Consider the following 19,033-nt stretch of genomic DNA (forward strand, 5'->3'; position numbering starts at 1 on the left):
CCGGAGATGAGGAGACAGATTGATCATGAAGACCAAGCTGATGGCCGTCGCGGCCGCCGCGATCCTGGCAGCGCCGCTCGCGCATGCCGAGAAGATCGGCGTGACGATGGCGTCGTTCGACGACACGTTCCTGACCATCCTGCGCAACAGCATCGCCGATTCGGCGAAGAAGGACGGCGCGACGGTGCAGATCGAGGACGGCGGCAACGACGTCGGCAAGCAGTTGAGCCAGGTCCAGAACATGATCGCGCAGAAGGTCGACGCGATCATCGTGAATCCGGTCGATACCGACGCGACGCCGAAGATCACGAAGATGGTGACCGCGGCGAAGATTCCGCTCATCTACGTGAACCGCAAGCCGGTCGATTTCGACAAGCTGCCGGCCGGCGTCGCGGTCGTCGCATCCGACGAAAAGCAGTCGGGCACGCTGCAGGCGCGCCAGGTGTGCAAGCTGCTCGGCGGCAAGGGCGACCTTCTCGTGCTGATGGGCGAGCTGTCCAACGAATCGGCGCGCGCCCGCACCAAGGACATCGAGGACGTGATCGCGACGAAGGATTGCTCGGGCATGAAGATCGTCGACAAGCGCGAAGGCAAGTGGAGCCGCACGCAGGGCCAGGACATCACGATGAACTGGCTGAGCTCCGGCACGAAGTTCGACGCGATCGTCTCCAACAACGACGAGATGGCGATCGGCGCGATCAACGCGCTGAAGGCCGCGCGCAAGCTCACGCCGAAGACGGTCGTGGCCGGCATCGACGCGACGCCGGACGGGCTGGCCGCGATGAAGGCCGGCGAGCTGAAGGTGTCCGTATACCAGAACGCATCCGGCCAGGGGCAGCAGGCCGTCGCGGCTGCGCTCAAGCTCGCGAAGAAGCAGCCGGTCGACCGCTACGTGAACGTGCCGTTCGAGCTCGTGACGCCCGAGAACATGAACCAGTACGCGAAGCACTGACCGGTGATCCGTTGAACTGCGCGAGCCCGGCACGACCGGGTTCGCGCGCGACTTGTCGAGGAACGTCCATGTTTACAGCCAGAGTCGCGCGCCCGATGGCCGGCGACGATGCGCGGGCCGCTTCGTCCGGCTCGACCGGCGTGTCGGCCCCGCCGGCTTCTTCCGCGGCCGACTGCGTGCTCGAGGTGCGCGGCGTCGGCAAGTCCTTTCCGGGCGTCGTCGCGCTCGACGGCGTGCAGTTCCGCGTGCGTCGCGGCACCGTTCATGCGTTGATGGGCGAGAACGGCGCGGGCAAGTCGACGCTGATGAAGATCATCGCGGGCGTCTACACGCCCGACCAGGGCGAGATCCTGATCAACGGCGAGCCGGTCGTGCTGAACGGCCCGCTCGATGCGCTCGACCGCGGCATCGCGATGATCCACCAGGAACTCAACCTGATGCCGTACATGACGGTCGCGGAGAACATCTGGATCCGCCGCGAACCGAAGAACCGTTTCGGCCTGATCGATCATGCCGCGCTGCGCCGCCAGACGGCCGAGCTGTTCGAGCGGCTGTCGATCGACATCGATCCGGAAACCGACGTGCGCACGCTGACGGTCGCGAGCCGCCAGATGGTCGAGATCGCGAAGGCCGTGTCGTTCGACTCGGACGTGCTGATCATGGACGAGCCGACCTCCGCGCTGACCGACAAGGAAGTCACGCACCTGTTCCGGATCATTCGCCAGCTGCGCGAGCAGGGCAAGGGCATCGTCTACATCACGCACAAGATGAACGAGCTGTTCGAGATCGCCGACGAGTTCTCGGTGTTCCGCGACGGCAAGTACATCGGCACGCATGCGTCGAGCGACGTCACGCGCGACGACATCATCCGCATGATGGTCGGGCGCGAGATCACGCAGATGTTCCCGAAGGAAGAGGTGCCGATCGGCGAGGTCGTGCTGTCGGTGAAGAACCTCGGCGTCGACGGCGTGTTCCGCGACGTGAGCTTCGAGCTGCGCGCGGGCGAGATCCTCGGCGTGGCCGGCCTCGTCGGCTCGGGGCGCTCGAACGTCGCGGAGGCGCTGTTCGGCGTCGTGCCGGCCACGTCGGGCGAGATCCGGATCGACGGCAAGCCGGTGCGCATCACGACACCCGCGCAGGCGATGAAGCACGGAATGGCATTCCTCACCGAAGACCGCAAGGACACCGGCTGCTTCCTGAATCTCGACCTGCTCGCGAACATGGAAGCCGCGGTGCTCAGCAACCGCTATGTGAAGTTCAACTTCGTGCGGCAGGCGCAACTGAAGCGCGACTGCGAGGAAATGAGCCGGATGCTGCGCGTGAAGTCGCCCGGGCTGCACGAGGAAATCCAGAACCTGTCGGGCGGCAACCAGCAGAAGGTGCTGATCGGCCGGTGGCTCCTCACGCAGCCGCGCATCCTGATCCTCGACGAACCGACGCGCGGCATCGACGTCGGCGCGAAGGCCGAGATCCACCGGCTCGTCAGCGCGCTCGCCGGCAAGGGCGTCGCGGTGCTGATGATCTCGTCGGAGATGCCGGAAGTGCTGGGAATGAGCGATCGCGTGATGGTGATGCACGAAGGGCGCATGACCGGCATCGTCGATCGCAAGGACGCCGACCAGGTCCGCATCATGGATCTCGCGTCGCGCTGAGCCGAAACAAGATTGGAGACAAAGCAATGGGCAACCTGAACCCGGTCGCGGATGCGCAGACCATGACCCTCAAGGCGCGGCACACGAAGTGGCCGCCCGAGCTGAGCATTTTCCTCGTGCTCGTCGGCATCAGCCTGTTCTTCGAGATCGTGGGCTGGATCGTCGTCGGCCAGAGCTTCCTGTTCAACGCCGAGCGGCTCGAGATCATCGTGCTGCAGATGGCCGTGATCGGCATCATCGCCGTCGGCGTGAACCTCGTGATCATCACCAGCGGGATCGACCTGTCGTCGGGCTCGGTCGTGGCCGCCGCGGCGGTCGTCTCGGCGAGTCTCGCGCAGGTGTCCGACTTCCCGCGCGCGGTGTTTCCGCACCTGACCGACCTGCCGATCATCTGGCCCGTGCTCGCCGGCGTGTGCGTCGGGCTGCTGGTCGGCCTGCTGAACGGCTCGCTGATCGCGATGACGGGTATCCCGCCGTTCATCGCGACGCTCGGCACGATGGTCGCCGCGCGCGGCTTCGCGAAGTGGTTCACGAACGGGATGCCGGTGTCGATGCTGACCGACCAGTTCGCGGCCATCGGCGCGGGTGCCAACCCGGTGATCATCTTTCTCGTGATCGCCGCGATCTTCCACGTCGTGCTGCGCTACACGCGCTTCGGCAAGTACACGTATGCGATCGGCGCGAACCGTCATGCGGCCGTCGTGTCGGGCATCAACGTCACGCGCCACCTGATCTTCGTCTACGCGATCGCGGGCCTCCTGAGCGGCATCGCCGGCACCGTGACGGCCGCGCGCGCGATCTCCGGCCAGTCGGGCATGGGCGTGATGTACGAGCTCGATGCGATCGCGGCGGTCGTGATCGGCGGCACGTCGCTGTCGGGCGGCCTCGGCCGCGTGACGGGCACCGTGATCGGCGTGCTGATCCTCGGCGTGATGACGTCGGGCTTCACGTTCATCCGCATCGACGCGTACTACCAGGAGATGGTGAAGGGCGCGATCATCGTCGCGGCCGTGATCGCCGACCAGTACCGCAACAAGAAGAAGCGCCGTTGAGCGCACGCATGAGCCCGGAACCCCTGTCCGCGAAGGAAGCCCGATGAAGATCGCATTGGACCCCTACATGATTCGCCACCTGCCGCTCGACCGGCTGCCGCACGCGGTGGCCGAGCTCGGCTACGACCAGATCGAGCTGTCGCCGCGCAGCGATTTTCTCGACTGGTGGGTGATGCCCCGCGCGACGCGCGAGCGCATGGCCGCGTTCCGCCAGGCGATGCACGCGAGCGGCGTCGGTCTCGCGTCGCTGCAGCCGATTTACCGCTGGGCCAGCCCGTTCGACGACGAGCGGCAATGGGCCGTGCGCTGCTGGAAGAAGGCGATCGAGGTCGCGCTCGAGATGGAGTGCCCGCTGATGGTGTCCGAGTTCGGGCGCGGCGCGTCGCCGGAGCGCTCGGTCGGCGAGCGGCCGGGCGCGAACCCGAAGGAGCTGTGCGAGGCCGCGTGGTTCCGTTCGATGGACGAGCTGCTGCCGATCCTCGAGCGCGAGCGCATCGTGCTGTCGGTCGAGCCGCATCCGGAGGACTGGATCGAGCAGCTGCAGCCGGCGATCGACATCGTCACGAACCTCGGCTCGCCGTCGCTGAAGCTGTCGTACATCGCGCCGCACACGTTCTACTACGGCGACGACATGGCCGCGATGATCGCGCAGGCCGCGCCGATCCTCGCGCACGTGCGCGTGGCCGACACGTTCGACCACCGCAAGAGCAGCCAGCTGCGCTACATCGTGAACCCGCCCGGCTCGAACCAGATCCGCGTGCACCAGCATCTCGACATCGGGCAGGGCGAGATCGACTGGGACGTGTTTTTTCGCGCGCTCGGCGCCGCCGGCTTCGACGGCGTGATGTCGTCGTGCGTGTTCGCGTGGGAAGACCGCGCGGAAGCCTCGTCGCGCTACATGCGCGACGCGATCCAGCGCTACGTCGATTGCCATTTCGATCGAACCGCGCGCTGACCGGCTGATGACGATTGCCGACCGGCGCGGCACGGGCCGCGCCGCTGATGAACGAACGACTGGAGACAACTGCATGACCTTGCAAATCGGCGTGATCGGCTGCGGCGCGATCGGCCAGGACCACATTCGCAGATTGACCCGCACGCTGTCCGGCGCGCGCGTCGTGGCCGTCAACGACATCGATCCGCAGCAGGCGCGCGACGCGGTGACGAAATACGGGCTCGACGCCGAGATCTACGGCGACGGCCACGAAGTGGTCGCCGCCGCCGACGTGCAGGCCGTGCTCGTCACGTCGTGGGGGCCGACCCACGAAGCGTTCGTGCTCGACGCGATCGCGCACGGCAAGCCGGTGTTCTGCGAGAAGCCGCTGGCGGTCACGGCCGACGGCTGCATGCGGATCGTCGAAGCGGAAGTCGCGCACGGCAAGCGGCTCGTGCAGGTCGGCTTCATGCGGCCGTACGACGAAGGCTATCGCGCGTTGAAGCGCGTGATCGACAGCGGCGAGATCGGCGCGCCGCTGATGCTGCATTGCGCGCACCGCAACCAGTCGGTCGGCGAGCGCTACACGACCGACATGGCGATCACCGACACGCTGATCCACGAACTCGACGTGCTGCGCTGGCTGCTCGGCGAGGACTACGCGAGCGCGCAGGTCGTCTATCCGAAGAAGACGCGCCATGCATCCGCGCATCTCGCCGATCCGCAGATCGTGCTGCTTGAAACCGCGAGCGGCGTGCGCATCGACGTCGAGATCTTCGTGAACTGCCAGTACGGTTACGACATCCAGTGCGAGGTGGTCGGCGAGCAGGGCATCGCGAAGCTGCCCGATCCGCCGGCCGTCGGGCTCAAGCATGCGGCCCGGCAGTCGGTCGAAATCATGACCGACTGGAAGGAGCGCTTCATCGCGTCGTACGACGTCGAGCTGCAGGCGTTCATCGACGGCGTGCGGCAGGGCGCGCTGACGGGGCCGTCCGCGTGGGACGGCTACGCGGCGGCAGTCGCGGCCGACGCGTGCGTGCGGGCCCAGCAGAGCGGCGCGGTCGAGCCGATCGCGATGGCCGAGCGTCCCGCGTTCTATCGCGGCTGACCCGCGGCCGCCCGTCGCTGACCTACCGGACCGACCGACATGACGATGAAGATAGGTTGCGCCCCGTGCTGCTGGGGCGTCGACGACGTGAAGAACCCGCATCTGCCGCCGTGGCGGCACGTGCTCGCCGAGGCCGCGCAGGCCGGCTACTCGGGCATCGAGCTCGGGCCATACGGCTACATCCCGCTCGACCTCGACGTGGTGAGCGCCGAGCTCGACCGCCAGCGCCTGAGCATCACGGCCGGCACGATCTTCGACGATCTCGTGTCGCCGGAGAACCTGCCGAACCTGTTGCGCCAGACGCGCGACATCTGCGCGCTGATCACGCAGTTGCCGAAGCTGCCGACGCAGCAGGGCCAGCGCTACGCGGCGCCGTACCTGGTCGTGATGGACTGGGGCCACGAGGAACGTGACTACGCGGCCGGCCACGGCGATCGCGCGCCGCGTTTGTCCGACGAGCGCTGGGCGCGGATGGTCGACCATATCCGGCAGATCGCGACGATCGCGCGCGACGCGTTCGGCGTGCGCGCGGTGATCCATCCGCACGCGGGCGGCTATATCGAATTCGCGGACGAGATCGACCGGATCGTCGCCGATGTTCCGGCCGATACGGCGGGCCTGTGTCTCGATACCGGCCACCTGTACTACTCGGGCATGGACCCGGAATCGTGGCTGCGCCGCCATGCGGCGCGGCTCGACTACGTGCACTTCAAGGATATCGACGCGGCCGTGTACGACGCGGTGATGGGCGAGCACATCGCGTTTTTCGCGGCCTGCGCGCGGGGCGTGATGTGTCCGATCGGCACCGGCGTGCTCGACTATCCGGCGATCCGCCGCGCGCTCATCGACATCGGCTATGCCGGCACCATCACGATCGAGCAGGAGCGCGACCCGCGCGATGCCGGCACGAGCCTGCGCGACGTCGCCGCGAGCCGTGCGTTTCTCGCGTCGGCCGGTTTTGCATGACCCCTGAACACGCACCAGGAACACCACCATCATGATTGACGGACAGATTCTGCTTGGACATTCGATTCGCTGGGGCATGGTCGGCGGCGGCCTCGGCAGCCAGATCGGCTACAGCCACCGGTCGGCCGCGCTGCGCGACGGGAGCTTCGAACTGGTCGCCGGCGCATTCGACATCGATCCCGAACGCGGCCGCCAGTTCGGCGTGAAGCTCGGCGTCGCGGCCGAGCGCTGCTATCCCGACTACGCGACGATGTTCGACGCCGAGGCGCGGCGCCCGGACGGCATCCGCGCGGTGTCGATCGCGACGCCGAACAACACGCACTTCGAGATCTGCCGCGCCGCGCTGAACGCGGGGCTGCACGTGGTTTGCGAGAAACCGCTGTGCTTCACGACCGAGGAGGCCGAGGCGCTGCAGCGCCTGTCGGTCGAGAAGAACCGGATCGTCGGCGTCGCATACGGTTACTCTGGACACCAGATGATCGAGCAGGCGCGCGAGATGATCGCGCGCGGCGACCTCGGCGAGATCCGCATCGTGCAGATGCAGTTCGCGCACGGCTTCCACAGCGAAGGCGTCGAGGCCGCGAGCGCGGCCGCGCGCTGGCGCGTCGATCCGAAGTTCGCGGGCCCGAGCTACGTGCTCGGCGACATCGGCACGCATCCGCTGTACATCTCCGAGGTGATGGCGCCGGAGCTGAAGATCCGGCGGCTGATGTGTTCGCGGCAGAGCTTCGTGAAAAGCCGTGCGCCGCTCGAGGACAACGCGTTCACGATCATGGAATACGACACGGGCGCGATCGGCTACGTGTGGTCGAGCGCGGTGAACGCAGGCTCGATGCATGGGCAGAAGGTGCGCGTGATCGGATCGAAGGCGAGCATCGAATGGTGGGATGAGCATCCGAACCAGCTGCGCTACGAAATCCAGGGGCAGCCCGCGCAGGTGCTCGATCGCGGGATGGGTTATCTGCATCCGCACGCATTGCGCGAGGATCGTATCGGCGCCGGGCATCCGGAAGGGCTGTTCGAAGCCTGGTCGAACCTGTACGCGCGCTTCGCGCTTGCGATGGACGCGGCCGATCGCGGCGACGTTGCGGCGGTGAAGGCCATCCGTATTCCGGACGTGCACGCGGGTGTCGAGGGCGTGCGCTGGGTCGAGAATTGCGTGCGTTCGGCTGACGCGGGCAGCGTGTGGGTCGACTATCGTTGAACGGAGGCGGGCCGGCTGCGCCACGCTTCGCCGCGGCAGCCGGCCTCGGTACACACCCTAATCTTTACGACGCCGCGAGAGCGTTGGACAATCGCTTCCAGTATCGCCGTGGAGCGTAGGCAAGTGATGATCGAGCGCGTGGGAGCGAGCACGCGGCGCGGGCCGCGTCGCAAACGTGATTAAATTCGCCCTTCATGCATGTATCCAGTCGAGTCCCGGGCCGCGCCCGCCAGTACCGCGCGCACATCGGGGCCGTCAACTTCGCGCTATCCGATGAGTTCATCCGAGAAACCTCCCGCCACCGTCGAGCAGTTCCTGCAGCACCTGACGCAGGAGTACGACGGCCTCAGCAATCGCCTGAAGGTGATTGCGCGCCACGTGGAAACGCATCGGGACCAGCTTGGCCTGGAAGGCATCCAGACGCTCGCGCAGGCGTGCGGCGTCCAGCCGTCGGCCGTCGTGCGCTTCGCGAAGCACTTCGGCTTTTCCGGCTTCTCCGAGATGCAGAAGTTGTTCCGAGAAGGGCTCGCGCAGCAGATCGCGCCGGGGCGCGCGTACAACCTGCGGCTGCGCGACGTGATCGAAGCGGGCTCGTCGAGCCTGCGGCCCGAGCAGATCGCCGACGAATTCATCAAGGGCAGCATTGCCGGGATGCAGCAGCTGCGGCAGACGCTCGATTCGCAGGCCCTCGCGCAGGCCGTCGACCTGCTCGCCGACACGCAGGCGATCTGGATCGCGGGCTCGCGGCGCGCGTTTCCGATCGCCGTGTACCTCGACTATGCGCTGCAGCACACCGACAAGCGCATCGGGCTGTTCAGCGCGCTCGGCAGCATGCATCTCGGGCAGATCCGTTCGGTGCGCGAGGGCGACGTGATGATCGTCATCTCGTTCATGCCGTATGCGGAGGAAACCGTGCAGGTCGCGCAGCAGGCCGTGCAGCGCGGCGCACGGCTGATCGCGATCACCGACAGCCGGATGAGCCCGCTCGCGCGGGAGGCCGAGGTGACGCTGATGGTGCAGGACAGCGCGACGTTCGGCTTCCGCGCGCTGACCGCCACGATGGGCCTCGCGCAGAGCCTGTTCGTCGCGCTCGCGTACCGGCTCGAACTGTCGTACCTGCCGACCGCCGACGGCGCGCACGGCGCGAAGGCCGGCTGACGCCTCCTGCCGGCACACCGCCCGCGTGACAGCGCGGCGGGCGGCGTGCGGTCGGGCGCTTACTCTTACTTCGCGGTCGGCATCGCGAATTCGGCGCCCTTGCCGATGCTCGACGACCAGCGCTGCATCACCGACTTCTGGCGCGTATAGAAGCGCACGCCTTCCTCGCCGTACGCGTGCATGTCGCCGAACAGGCTCTTCTTCCAGCCGCCGAAGCCGTGCCATGCCATCGGCACCGGGATCGGCACGTTGATGCCGACCATCCCGACCTGGATGCGCCGCGCGAACTCGCGTGCGATGCCGCCGTCGCTCGTGAAGCACGACACGCCGTTGCCGAATTCGTGCGCGTTGATCAGGTCGACCGCCTCGCCGAAATCCTTCACGCGCACGCAGCCGAGCACGGGCCCGAAGATTTCTTCCTTGTAGATGCGCATGTCGGGCGTCACGTGATCGAACAGCGTGCCGCCGGTGAAGAAGCCGGCCTCGCGGCCTGGCACGCGCAGCCCGCGGCCGTCGACCACCAGTTGCGCGCCTTCCTTCACGCCTTGCTCGATATAGCCTTCGATACGCTTCAACGCATCGCCGGTGACGATCGGGCCCATCTCGACTTCCGGCGACATGCCGTCGCCGATCACCAGCTTGCGTGCGCGCTCGGCCACCAGCGGCACGATCTGGTCCGCGATGTCGCCCACGAGCACCGCGACGCTGATCGCCATGCAGCGCTCGCCGGCCGAGCCGTACGCGGCGCCGATCAGCGCATCGACGGCCTGCTCGAGGTTGGCATCGGGCATCACGACGAGATGGTTCTTCGCGCCGCCGAGCGCCTGCACGCGCTTGCCCGACTGCACGGCACGCTGCTGCACGTAGGCCGCGATCGGCGTCGAGCCGACGAAGCTGACGGCCTGCACGTCCGGGTGGTCGAGCAATGCGTCGACCGCGCCCTTGTCGCCCTGCACGACGTTGAACACGCCGGCCGGCAGCCCGGCCTGCGTGAGCAGGTCGGCGATGAACAGGGCGGCCGACGGGTCGCGTTCGCTCGGCTTCAGCACGAACGTGTTGCCCGTTGCGATCGCGACCGGGAACATCCAGCACGGCACCATGCACGGGAAGTTGAACGGCGTGATGCCCGCGACGACGCCGAGCGGCTGGCGCATCGTCCAGTTGTCGATGCCGGTGCTGACCTGGTCGGTGAAGTCGCCCTTCAGGAGCTGCGGCACGCCGCATGCGAATTCGATGATGTCGATGCCGCGCGCGACTTCACCCTGCGCGTCCGAGAACACCTTGCCGTGCTCGGCCGTGATGATCGCCGCGAGTGCGTCGCGGTGCTCGTTCATCAGTTGCAGGAAGCGGTGCAGCACGCGCGCGCGGCGGATCGGCGGCGTCGCGGCCCAGTCCGGAAACGCGGCGTGGGCGGACGCGACGGCCTGCTCGACTTCGTCGTTGCCGGCGAGCGCGACGCGGCGCACCGCGCGGCCGAGCGCCGGGTTGAGGACGTCCTGGAAGCGGCCGCTGCGGCCGGCGACGGGCGCGCCGTCGATGTAGTGGCCGACGTCGGCGTCGGAGGTGTACGCGGGAACCGGATTCATCGTGTCTCCTGGAGGATCTCGGGTGAGGGTGGACAGCGCCCAGTCTAGGTAAACCGGCCGGGCGGGAGAAGGCCGCGCAGCTTGATTCACTGTTCATAATTCTGAATAATCACCGGATGAATCAGCAAAATGTCCAGGCGCTCTGGCCGCATATCCATTCGCTGACGGTGCTGGCCGCGGCTGGCAGTTTCACGGCTGCCGCGCAACGGCTGGGCATCAGCAAGGCCGCGATGAGCCAGCGCATCGCCGATCTCGAAAAGGCGGCCGGCGTGCCGCTCGTGCGGCGCACGACACGCAGCGTGCGGCTCACCGACGCGGGTCAGACGCTCGTCGACAGCACGCGCGACGCGTTCGAATCGATCGGGCAGCACTTCGCGCGCGTGAAGGACCTGGCCGGCGAGCCGCGCGGCCTGCTGCGCGTGACGGTGCCGGTCGCGCTCGGGCGCCAGCAGGTGGTCCCGCACCTGCCCGATTTCCTGCGCCAGCACCCGGGCGTGCAGATCGAGCTCGACCTGTCGGACCGGCTGCATTCGCTGACGCAGGAGGGTTTCGACCTCGCGATCCGCCATACGACCACCGCGCCGCAGACCCACGTCGCGTGGAAGCTGTGCGACACGCGCTCGCTGCTCGTCGCGAGCCGCGACTACCTCGACGCGCGCGGCGCGCCGCGGCACCCGAGCGAGCTCGTCGAGCACAGCTGCCTGTGCTACCTGCGCGACAACGAGCCGGCCGCATGGAGCTTCGAGCCGCACGGCCGGCGGCGCGAGCGCGTGAGCGTGCCGGTGCGCGGCAGCTTCGCGGCGAACAACAGCGAGGCGATGCGCGAGGCCGCGCTCGGCGGGCTCGGCATCGCGCTGCTGCCGGATTTCAGCGCGCAGCGCGATCTCGACGCCGGCCGGCTGGTCGCGCTGCTCGACGGCTGGCGGCCGTCGGGCGCGTTCGGCGACCACATCTTCGCGATCCGCCCGTACAGTCCGGTCGTGCCGAGCGCGGTGCGCGCGCTCGTGCGGCACCTGCGCGAGCGGCTCGAGGGCGGCTTTTCGGGCCCCTGAACCCGGTGTCCGCGGGCGTCGGCCTGCCGGCAGCCCGGGCAGGCACGGCGGCGCTGCGGTAAAATCGCGGCTTCTTTCCGCGCCTTGGATGGCGCGTCATTCGAAGGTCGACAGCCGATGCAGATTCACAAGGAAGTGGACGCCCGCGGGCTCAATTGCCCGTTGCCGATCCTGCGTGCCAAGAAAGCGCTCGCCGATATGGAAAGCGGGCAAATCCTCAAGGTGCTCGCGACCGATCCCGGCTCGCAGCGCGATTTCGCCGCGTTCGCGAAGCAGACGGGCAACGAGATCGTCGAATCGACGACACAGGACAAGACCTTCGTGTTCCTGATGCGCCGCCGCTGACCGCCTGCATCGCGTTGCCGGGAGCGCGTGGCGGCCGCCCCGCGCCGTGCACGCTTCTCTGACAATTCTTAAACCTCGCTTCGTGATCGGCTGCGTATACTGACCCGGCCGGTCGTCCGCTCCCAGCGGATGCGCCGGCCACGGTACGTCGTACGGCGGGCACGGGGGCCATGCCTGGCGCTACCGTCGTACAACGGGGAGAGGACATGTCCTTCAGACCAGGGACCATTCGAAGTCCGTCCGGAGCGGAACGCAGCGTATCGGGACTGAGCCGTATCGAGCTCGACCCGCAACAGGATCGCCACGCGCGTGCCGCGCTGGAGGCCTACGCGGATTCCGCCGCGGCCGAGATGCCGTGGCTGGCCGAGTGGCTCGACGAACGGCTGCGCGATGCCGCGCAGGACGACGGCTCGGGCCTGACCTACTGCGGTGCGACGATCGAGCGTGTGTTCGATCTGGCGCAGGCGTGGGCAGCGAGCCAGCCGGACTATGCGGCCACCGCGTGGGAGCGCGTGCGCGGACAGCTGCAGCGGATGCTTGCCGAGCCGGCGCGTCCGGAGCCGCTGTCGCATCGCATGCCGGCCGACGATGTGGCCGAGCCGGTAGCGGGCATCGCGGGCGCCGATTAGGCGCTCGATTGCGCGGCAGGAGGGATTATTCGAAGAAAAGACGGTAGTCCGCGCAATTTATTGGCGAATTTCATACTACTATGATGAAATCGCCGGTTCGTCCGTGCCCCGTTTTTGAGATATTTAGCCGGGGTCGCTGGTTTGCGCAGGTGGCGCGAGCGGCGAACGGTGGCTCGCCGGCCGGTATCCGGAAGCCGCGCGCGTGTCGCGTGGCCGGATGAGGGCGGGGAGCTGAACTGGACGAATCGATTTCGATTTGCGGGGTGCTATGAGAATTGCTGTACTGGATGACGATCCGGCCCAGACGGATTTCGTCAGTCAAACGCTGACGGCCGTTGGCCATACGTGCTACGCGTTCAAGGAAGGCAAGGCCCTGAAGAAGCGCCTGCAGCGCGAGACGTTCGATCTGCTCGTGCTCGACTGGAACGTGCCCGACATGTCCGGCGAGGAAGTGCTGAAGTGGGTGCGTGCGAATCAGACCGAGCACAGCCTGCCGATCATCTTCATGACGAGCCGCGACGACGAGGCGGGGATCACGCAGATCCTCAACGCCGGCGCCGACGACTACGTGGTCAAGCCCGTGTCGGGCCCGATCCTGCGCGCGCGCATCGGCTCGCTGCTGCGTCGCGCGTATCCGGTCAACGCCGAGGCCACCGTTCGCGAATTCGATCAATTCCGTTTCGACGTGAACCTGAAGCAGGCCTACGTCGGCGACAAGGCCGTGAGCCTCACGCAGAAGGAATTCGAACTCGCGCTGCTGCTGTTCCAGCACCTCGACCGGCCGCTGTCGCGCGCGCACATTCTCGATCTCGTGTGGAAGCAGGCGACCGACATCCCGTCGCGCACGATGGATACGCACATCTCAATGCTGCGCACCAAGCTCGGCCTGCGGCCCGAAAACGGTTATCGCCTCGCGCCGATCTACGGCTACGGCTACCGGCTCGAACGGGTCGGCCAGGGAGAACCGGAGTGACCACGGGAATCACGCGGCGCACGGCGGGCCTGCGCACGGTAGCGCTGCGCGCAGCCTGCGCGGTCGCGTTCGCGTTCGCCGCGCAGCATGCGGCTGCCCAGCCGCCCGCGGCGGCGGGCAAGATGGTCGTCTACCGCACGCAGGCGGGCGACACGCTGTACGACGTCGCCGCGCGCTACCTGCAGGGCGCGGACGACTGGCAACTGCTTCAACAGATCAACGGCGTGCCCGCGCCGAAGCACCTGCAGCCCGGCATCGCGCTGAAGCTGCCGGTGGCGCGCCTGCGCAAGGAAAAGCTGACCGCCCGCGTCATCGCGGTGCAGGGCGCGGCCGAACGCTCGTCCGGCGATGCTTTTGCGCCGCTCGCGAACGACGCGACGCTCGCCGAGGGCGATCGCGTGCGCACGGGCCCGAACGGCTTCGTGACGCTCGAGCTCGCCGACGGCACGCACATGAGCCTGCCGCCCGACAGCCAGCTCGACCTGAAGGCGCTGCGCCGCACGGTGCTGACCGGCACGCTCGATCGTGAGTTCGAACTCACGCGCGGCTCGGTCGACAGCGAGGTCACCCATCTGAAAAAACGCGACGACCGCTTCCAGATCCGGTCGCCTTCGGTCGTGGCCGGCGTGCGCGGCACGCGCTTTCGCGTGAATTACGACGCGGCCGGCAATGCGTCGACGCGCGTCGAAGTGCTCGACGGCACCGTCGGCGTCGCGGGCGGCCGGAAGTCGGCCGATCCGACGCTCGTGCATGCGAATTTCGGCAGCGTCGCGACATCGTCCGGCGCAGTCGGCGCGCCCGTCGAGCTGCTGCCCGCGCCGGCGCTCGCGCATCCCGACAAGGTGCAGGACGAGCCCGAGGTCGCCTTCGACGTCGCGCCGCTCGCCGACGCGCATGCGTACCGCGTGCAACTCGCGCACGACGCCGGGCTGCTCGACCTGTTCCGCGAAACGCGCACCGATTCGCCGCGCGCGGTTTTCCGCGACGTCCCGAACGGGAACTACTTCGTGCGGGTCGCCGCGATCGATGCGAACGGTCTCGAGGGCCGGCCGCGGACGTACGCGTTCGAACGCCGCGTCATGGGGCTCGACGCGAGCGCGTCGCCCGGTGCGGGCGGCTACGAGTTCCGCTGGGCGCCGAACGGTTCGGGCAAGGGTGCGCGCTACCGGTTCGTGCTGTCGCGCTCGAAGGACCTGAGCGCGCCGGTCGTCGACCAGGTCGGCCTGCATGCGCGCCAGATCACCGTCGCGCACCTGCCGCCGGGCGACTATTTCTGGGCCGTGACCGTCGAGGAGTTCGAAGGCGGCAAGTTCTACGAGAAGACCAGTCCGGTCAGCGCGTTCACGCTGTCGCGCTGATCCGCGGCGCATGAAACCCGATTCCGTTTCTCCGCGGCGGCACCTCGGCCGACGCTTCCTGATCGAATGGATCGCGATCGGCTGCCTCGGGGTCGCGGTGATCCTCGCGTGCGCGCTCGGCCGGCTGTCGGCCAGCGTCGACGGCCTGATCTACGACCGGCTGCTGATGCTGCGCAGCCTGCCGCTTTCACCCGACGTGGTCGTCGTCGACATCGACAACCAGAGCGTGTCCGCGCTCGGCCGCTGGCCGTGGTCGCGCGACGTGCATGCGCGGCTGCTCGACACGCTGGCGCGCGCGCAGCCGGCCGCCGTCGTCTATGACGTGCTGTTTACCGAACCGTCGCCGGAAGATCGCGCGTTCGCGGACGCAATGACCCACGTGCCGACCTTCCTGCCCGTGCTGCTGAGCCCCGAGCAGGCGGACGGCACGCGCGCGGTCGATCCGCCGGTGGCCGCGCTCGCGGCGCGCGCGGTCGGGCTCGGTCACATCAACCTCGAAGTCGACCCCGACGGCATCGTACGCAGCGTGGCGCTGTACGAAAGCGACGGCCGCGTGCGCTGGCCGCAGCTGATGGTGCCCGTGTATCGCGCGATCCAGGGCGGCCAGTTGCATCCGGTCGGCGGTACGCCCGGCGCGCATGCGCACGACCTGTCGGGCGACGCGACCGGCGAGGGCCGCTACCTGATCCCGTTCAGCCGCAACACGCCTGCCTATCCGACGCTGTCGTTCGACGACGTCCTCGAAGGGCGCGTGAAGCCCGACGCGCTGCGCGGCAAGATCGTCGTCGTCGGCGTGACGGCGTCGGGGCTGTACGATCGTTTCGCCACGCCCGTGTCCGGTGAGTTCGGGCCGCTCGCCGGCGTGTATATCCATGCCAACGTGCTCGACATGCTGACGACCGGCAGCGCGATCTCGCCGGCGTCGCGCGCCGGGCTGTTCGTCGCGTCGCTGCTGCCGCTCGCCGCGCTGCTGGGCGGCTTCCTGATGCTGTCGCCGTGGCGCGCGCTGCTGCTGACGCTGAGCCTGGCCGCGCTTGCCGTCGTCGCGAGCATGGCGCTGCTGTTCGAGGCGCGCATCTGGCTGTCGCCGGCGCCTGCGATCTTCGGGCTGATCGCCGTCTACCCGATCTGGAACTGGCGGCGCCTGGAAATGACGATGTCGTACCTGCGCCGCGAGCTGCAGCGGCTCGCCGACGAGCCGCATCTGCTGCCCGAGGCGCCGCGCACGCGCAGCGTCGGCGGCGACGTGCTGGAGCGGCAGATGGCGCTGATGGCGCAAGCCGCGCAGCGCGTGCAGGACATGAAGCGCTTCGTGTGGGACAGCCTCGACAGCATGCCCGAGCCGATCTTCGTGACCGACCTGGCCGGCACCGTGCTGATCGCGAACCATGCGGCCAAGCGCTACGGGTCGCGACTGTCGCTGCCTCTGCCGGAGGGCCGGCCGCTGCGCACCGCGCTCGGCGAGCTGACGTTCATGAAGACCGTCGACGGCAACGCCGAGCACGACGCGACGATCCGAGAGCACTGGCCGGCCGCGCTCGACCCGACGCTCGAGGCCGAGCACGACGCGATGGCGCGCGGCATCGAGGTGCGCGATCGCGACGGGCTCGACCATCTGCTACGCTACGCGGCGTGTACGAACGCACAAGGGCGCGTGACCGGCTGGATCGCCGGCCTCGTCGACGTGACCGAGCTGCACGCGGCCGAGCGGCAGCGCGAGGAGGCGCTGCATCTGCTGTCGCACGACATGCGCTCGCCGCAGTCGTCGATTCTCGCGCTGGTCGAGATCGAGCGCGACCGCGTCGAGAGCGACGCGATGCGCGGGTTGCTTGCGCGGATCGAGCGCTATGCGCACCGTGCGCTGTCGCTCGCCGACGAGTTCGTGCAGCTGGCGCGCGCGGAGTCGCAGGTGTACCAGCTCGAGGTGACGAGCCTCGTCGACGTGCTGATCGATGCGAGCGACGAGGTGTGGCCGCAGGCGCAGGCGAAGCACATTCGCGTCGACACCGACGTCGGCGCCGACATGTGCTGGGTGCGCGCGGACCGCTCGCTGATCACGCGCGCGTTCGTGAACCTGCTGAACAATGCAGTCAAATACAGTCCGTCCGATACCGTGATCACGTGTACGCTGGCGGTCGAGCACGCGTCGAAACGGATGTTCTGTACGATTCGTGATCAGGGATACGGCATTGCGCCGGAAGATCAGCGGCATCTGTTCGAGCGTTTCAAGCGATTCCATGCCGGCGAGCGGCCCGAAATCTCGGGTTCCGGGCTCGGCATGGCATTCGTGAAGACGGTCGTCACGCGCCATGGGGGCAGCGTGTCGGTCGACAGCGAGGTGGGTGTCGGCACCGCGGTGACGGTGTCGCTGCCCGCGATCGACGAGCCGTCCGCCTGACAGGGCCGGGCGCGACGGCAGGCATTTGGGGAAAGCCATGAGAAAGGAATGGGCAGCGACCGCACTGGCGGCGTCGCTGTTGACGGGTTGCGCCGGCGTGACGAGCGGCGTGAGTGCGCTCGGGCAGCCGAACGCATTCGCATCCGACGCGCACGGCTACGATTTCGTGCGGACGGCCGCGCAGGCCGATGATGCCGAATACCGGCAGATCGAGACGCTCGTGCGCGACGAACTCGCGCACCGCGGCTTCGATGCGAAGCCGCTCGCGGCCGCGCGCTACCGGCTGTCGATCGCGTATGCGACGCAGCCGGCCACGGTCGCGGCGAGCGCCGACGGGTGCGGGGCCGCGAGCAGCGCATGCGTGACGGTCGACGGGCCGGCGCCGTTCGCGCTGCCGTTCATGGGCCGCGTATATCGCCATGTGCTGACGCTGCGTTTCGTCGACGCGAAATCGGGCGCGGACGTCTACCGCGTATCGGCCGCGCTGCGCGATCGCGATCCCGGCACACGGCAGGCCGCGCCGGCGCTCGTGAAGAGCGCGCTCGCGAAGGTGCCGTTCGGCGACGGCGGCGGCTGGCTCGTCAAGACGAAAGAAGACGACGCGGGCGGGATGCCGGGCGTCGTCTCTGTGAAGCCGGCCGAAGTGCGCTGAGCGTCGGCCGGTGAGGTGAGGGCGGGCTCGCCGGAGCGAGCCCTCGTGCCCTTGCCGCGTTCAGGCAGCGGGATGTGCGCCGTCGCGCGCGCGCAGGTACGCGTCGAATTCCGCGCCGACTTCCGCATGGCGCAGCGCGAATTCGACCGTCGCCTTCAGGTAGCCGAGCTTGCTGCCGCAGTCGTAGCGCGTGCCCTGGTACTTGTAGGCCAGCACTTGCTCATCGGCGAGCAGCGCCTGGATCGCGTCGGTGAGCTGCAGCTCACCGCCCGCGCCGGGCTTCAGCGCGCGCAGGTGCTCGAAGATCCGCGGCTTCAGGATGTAGCGGCCGACCACGCCGAGGTTCGACGGCGCGACTTCCGGCGCCGGCTTCTCGACGATCGCCGACATCTTGACGATCGACTCTTCCCACTCCTTCCCGTCGACGATCCCGTACGACTTCGTCTCCGACGGCGGGATCTCTTCCACGCCGATCACCGAGCTGTGATAGTGGTCGAACACGTCGACCATCTGCTTCATCACGGGCGGGTTGCCGTCGAGCAGGTCGTCCGCGAGGATCACCGCGAACGGATTGTCGGCCACGAGCTTTTCAGCGCACAGCACCGCATGGCCGAGGCCGAGCGCTTCCGGCTGGCGCACGTAGAAGCAGTCGACGTGGCTCGGCTTGATGCTGCGCACGAGTTCCAGGAGCTTTTCCTTGCCGCGCGCCTCGAGTTCGGCCTCGACTTCGTACGACTTGTCGAAGTGGTCCTCGATCGCGCGCTTGCTGCGCCCGGTCACGAAGATCATCTCGGTGATGCCCGCGGCGATCGCTTCCTCGACCGCGTACTGGATCAGCGGCTTGTCGACGACCGGCAGCATTTCCTTCGGGCTCGCCTTCGTTGCCGGCAGGAACCGCGTGCCGAGACCGGCCACGGGGAATACCGCCTTGGTGACTTTCAACATGATCGAACCTTTATTCCTGTAATCGACTTGTCAGACGGTCTATGTTCGCGTTCGCATTATAGTGAACGC

General features: G+C 68.0%; 17 protein-coding genes. 15 read left to right on the plus strand and 2 right to left on the minus strand.

All coding sequences use genetic code 11. The annotated features are described in order from the left end of the window. Positions 1-25: 25 nt before the first annotated feature. From C5O79_RS11685 to C5O79_RS11720, 8 genes are all read left to right on the plus strand, one after another. Positions 26-952, plus strand: a complete 927-nt coding sequence (locus C5O79_RS11685) for a sugar ABC transporter substrate-binding protein (RefSeq protein ID WP_047850369.1) — start codon at positions 26-28, stop codon at positions 950-952. 68 nt (positions 953-1,020) lie between these two features. Further along, positions 1,021-2,604: a sugar ABC transporter ATP-binding protein gene (locus tag C5O79_RS11690; protein WP_047850368.1), complete on the plus strand. Its 1,584-nt coding sequence runs from the start codon at positions 1,021-1,023 to the stop codon at positions 2,602-2,604. 26 nt (positions 2,605-2,630) lie between these two features. After that, on the plus strand, positions 2,631-3,656 hold the full coding sequence (locus C5O79_RS11695; protein WP_043182493.1) for an ABC transporter permease: 1,026 nt from the start codon (positions 2,631-2,633) through the stop codon (positions 3,654-3,656). Positions 3,657-3,699: 43 nt separating this feature from the next. Beyond that, the gene (locus C5O79_RS11700) at positions 3,700-4,611 is read left to right on the plus strand and encodes a sugar phosphate isomerase/epimerase (RefSeq protein WP_122473825.1); all 912 of its coding nucleotides are present in this window, start codon (positions 3,700-3,702) and stop codon (positions 4,609-4,611) included. A 73-nt stretch (positions 4,612-4,684) separates the two neighbouring features. Continuing rightward, positions 4,685-5,698, plus strand: a complete 1,014-nt coding sequence (locus C5O79_RS11705; RefSeq protein ID WP_046545452.1) for a Gfo/Idh/MocA family oxidoreductase — start codon at positions 4,685-4,687, stop codon at positions 5,696-5,698. A gap of 39 nt (positions 5,699-5,737) precedes the next feature. Beyond that, positions 5,738-6,664, plus strand: coding sequence for a TIM barrel protein (locus C5O79_RS11710; RefSeq protein ID WP_046545453.1), 927 nt, complete (start codon positions 5,738-5,740; stop codon positions 6,662-6,664). Positions 6,665-6,695: 31 nt separating this feature from the next. Continuing rightward, positions 6,696-7,868, plus strand: coding sequence for a Gfo/Idh/MocA family oxidoreductase (locus C5O79_RS11715; protein WP_046545454.1), 1,173 nt, complete (start codon positions 6,696-6,698; stop codon positions 7,866-7,868). Between the two features lie 273 nt (positions 7,869-8,141). Beyond that, positions 8,142-9,026: a MurR/RpiR family transcriptional regulator gene (locus C5O79_RS11720; RefSeq protein ID WP_046545455.1), complete on the plus strand. Its 885-nt coding sequence runs from the start codon at positions 8,142-8,144 to the stop codon at positions 9,024-9,026. Positions 9,027-9,091: 65 nt separating this feature from the next. On the opposite strand, the gene C5O79_RS11725 is transcribed toward C5O79_RS11720, so the two are convergent. Then, a complete protein-coding gene (locus C5O79_RS11725; RefSeq protein WP_046545456.1) occupies positions 9,092-10,612 on the minus strand; it encodes a CoA-acylating methylmalonate-semialdehyde dehydrogenase in 1,521 nt (506 codons plus the stop codon). 116 nt (positions 10,613-10,728) lie between these two features. On the opposite strand from C5O79_RS11725, the gene C5O79_RS11730 reads away from it, so the two are divergent. The 7 genes from C5O79_RS11730 to C5O79_RS11760 all read left to right on the plus strand — a co-directional run bounded on the left by C5O79_RS11730 (position 10,729) and on the right by C5O79_RS11760 (position 18,019). After that, a complete protein-coding gene (locus tag C5O79_RS11730) occupies positions 10,729-11,664 on the plus strand; it encodes a LysR family transcriptional regulator (RefSeq protein ID WP_122473826.1) in 936 nt (311 codons plus the stop codon). A 117-nt stretch (positions 11,665-11,781) separates the two neighbouring features. Continuing rightward, complete coding sequence (locus tag C5O79_RS11735; protein ID WP_006402122.1) at positions 11,782-12,009, plus strand: sulfurtransferase TusA family protein; 228 nt, start codon at positions 11,782-11,784, stop codon at positions 12,007-12,009. 206 nt (positions 12,010-12,215) lie between these two features. Further along, positions 12,216-12,638 (plus strand): peptidase, encoded by a 423-nt coding sequence (locus C5O79_RS11740; RefSeq protein ID WP_122473827.1) that lies wholly within the window; start codon positions 12,216-12,218, stop codon positions 12,636-12,638. Between the two features lie 268 nt (positions 12,639-12,906). Then, the gene (locus C5O79_RS11745; RefSeq protein ID WP_006490421.1) at positions 12,907-13,611 is read left to right on the plus strand and encodes a response regulator transcription factor; all 705 of its coding nucleotides are present in this window, start codon (positions 12,907-12,909) and stop codon (positions 13,609-13,611) included. Next, complete coding sequence (locus C5O79_RS11750; protein ID WP_122473828.1) at positions 13,608-14,969, plus strand: FecR domain-containing protein; 1,362 nt, start codon at positions 13,608-13,610, stop codon at positions 14,967-14,969. Before C5O79_RS11745 ends, C5O79_RS11750 begins: the two co-directional genes overlap by 4 nt. 10 nt (positions 14,970-14,979) lie before the next feature. After that, positions 14,980-17,367 carry a CHASE2 domain-containing protein gene (locus C5O79_RS11755; RefSeq protein WP_122473829.1) on the plus strand — a complete coding sequence of 796 codons (2,388 nt, stop codon included), beginning with the start codon at positions 14,980-14,982 and terminating at the stop codon, positions 17,365-17,367. Between the two features lie 37 nt (positions 17,368-17,404). After that, positions 17,405-18,019: a DUF4136 domain-containing protein gene (locus C5O79_RS11760; RefSeq protein WP_122473830.1), complete on the plus strand. Its 615-nt coding sequence runs from the start codon at positions 17,405-17,407 to the stop codon at positions 18,017-18,019. Positions 18,020-18,079: 60 nt separating this feature from the next. Here the strand turns inward: C5O79_RS11760 and galU are convergent, their stop codons facing one another. Beyond that, positions 18,080-18,964 (minus strand): UTP--glucose-1-phosphate uridylyltransferase GalU, encoded by an 885-nt coding sequence (gene galU, locus C5O79_RS11765; protein ID WP_046545462.1) that lies wholly within the window; start codon positions 18,962-18,964, stop codon positions 18,080-18,082. Between the last annotated feature and the right edge of the window lie 69 nt (positions 18,965-19,033).

The sequence above is a fragment of the Burkholderia sp. SRS-25 genome, assembly GCF_004343765.1.
Taxonomy (GTDB): Bacteria; Pseudomonadota; Gammaproteobacteria; order Burkholderiales; family Burkholderiaceae; genus Burkholderia; species Burkholderia contaminans.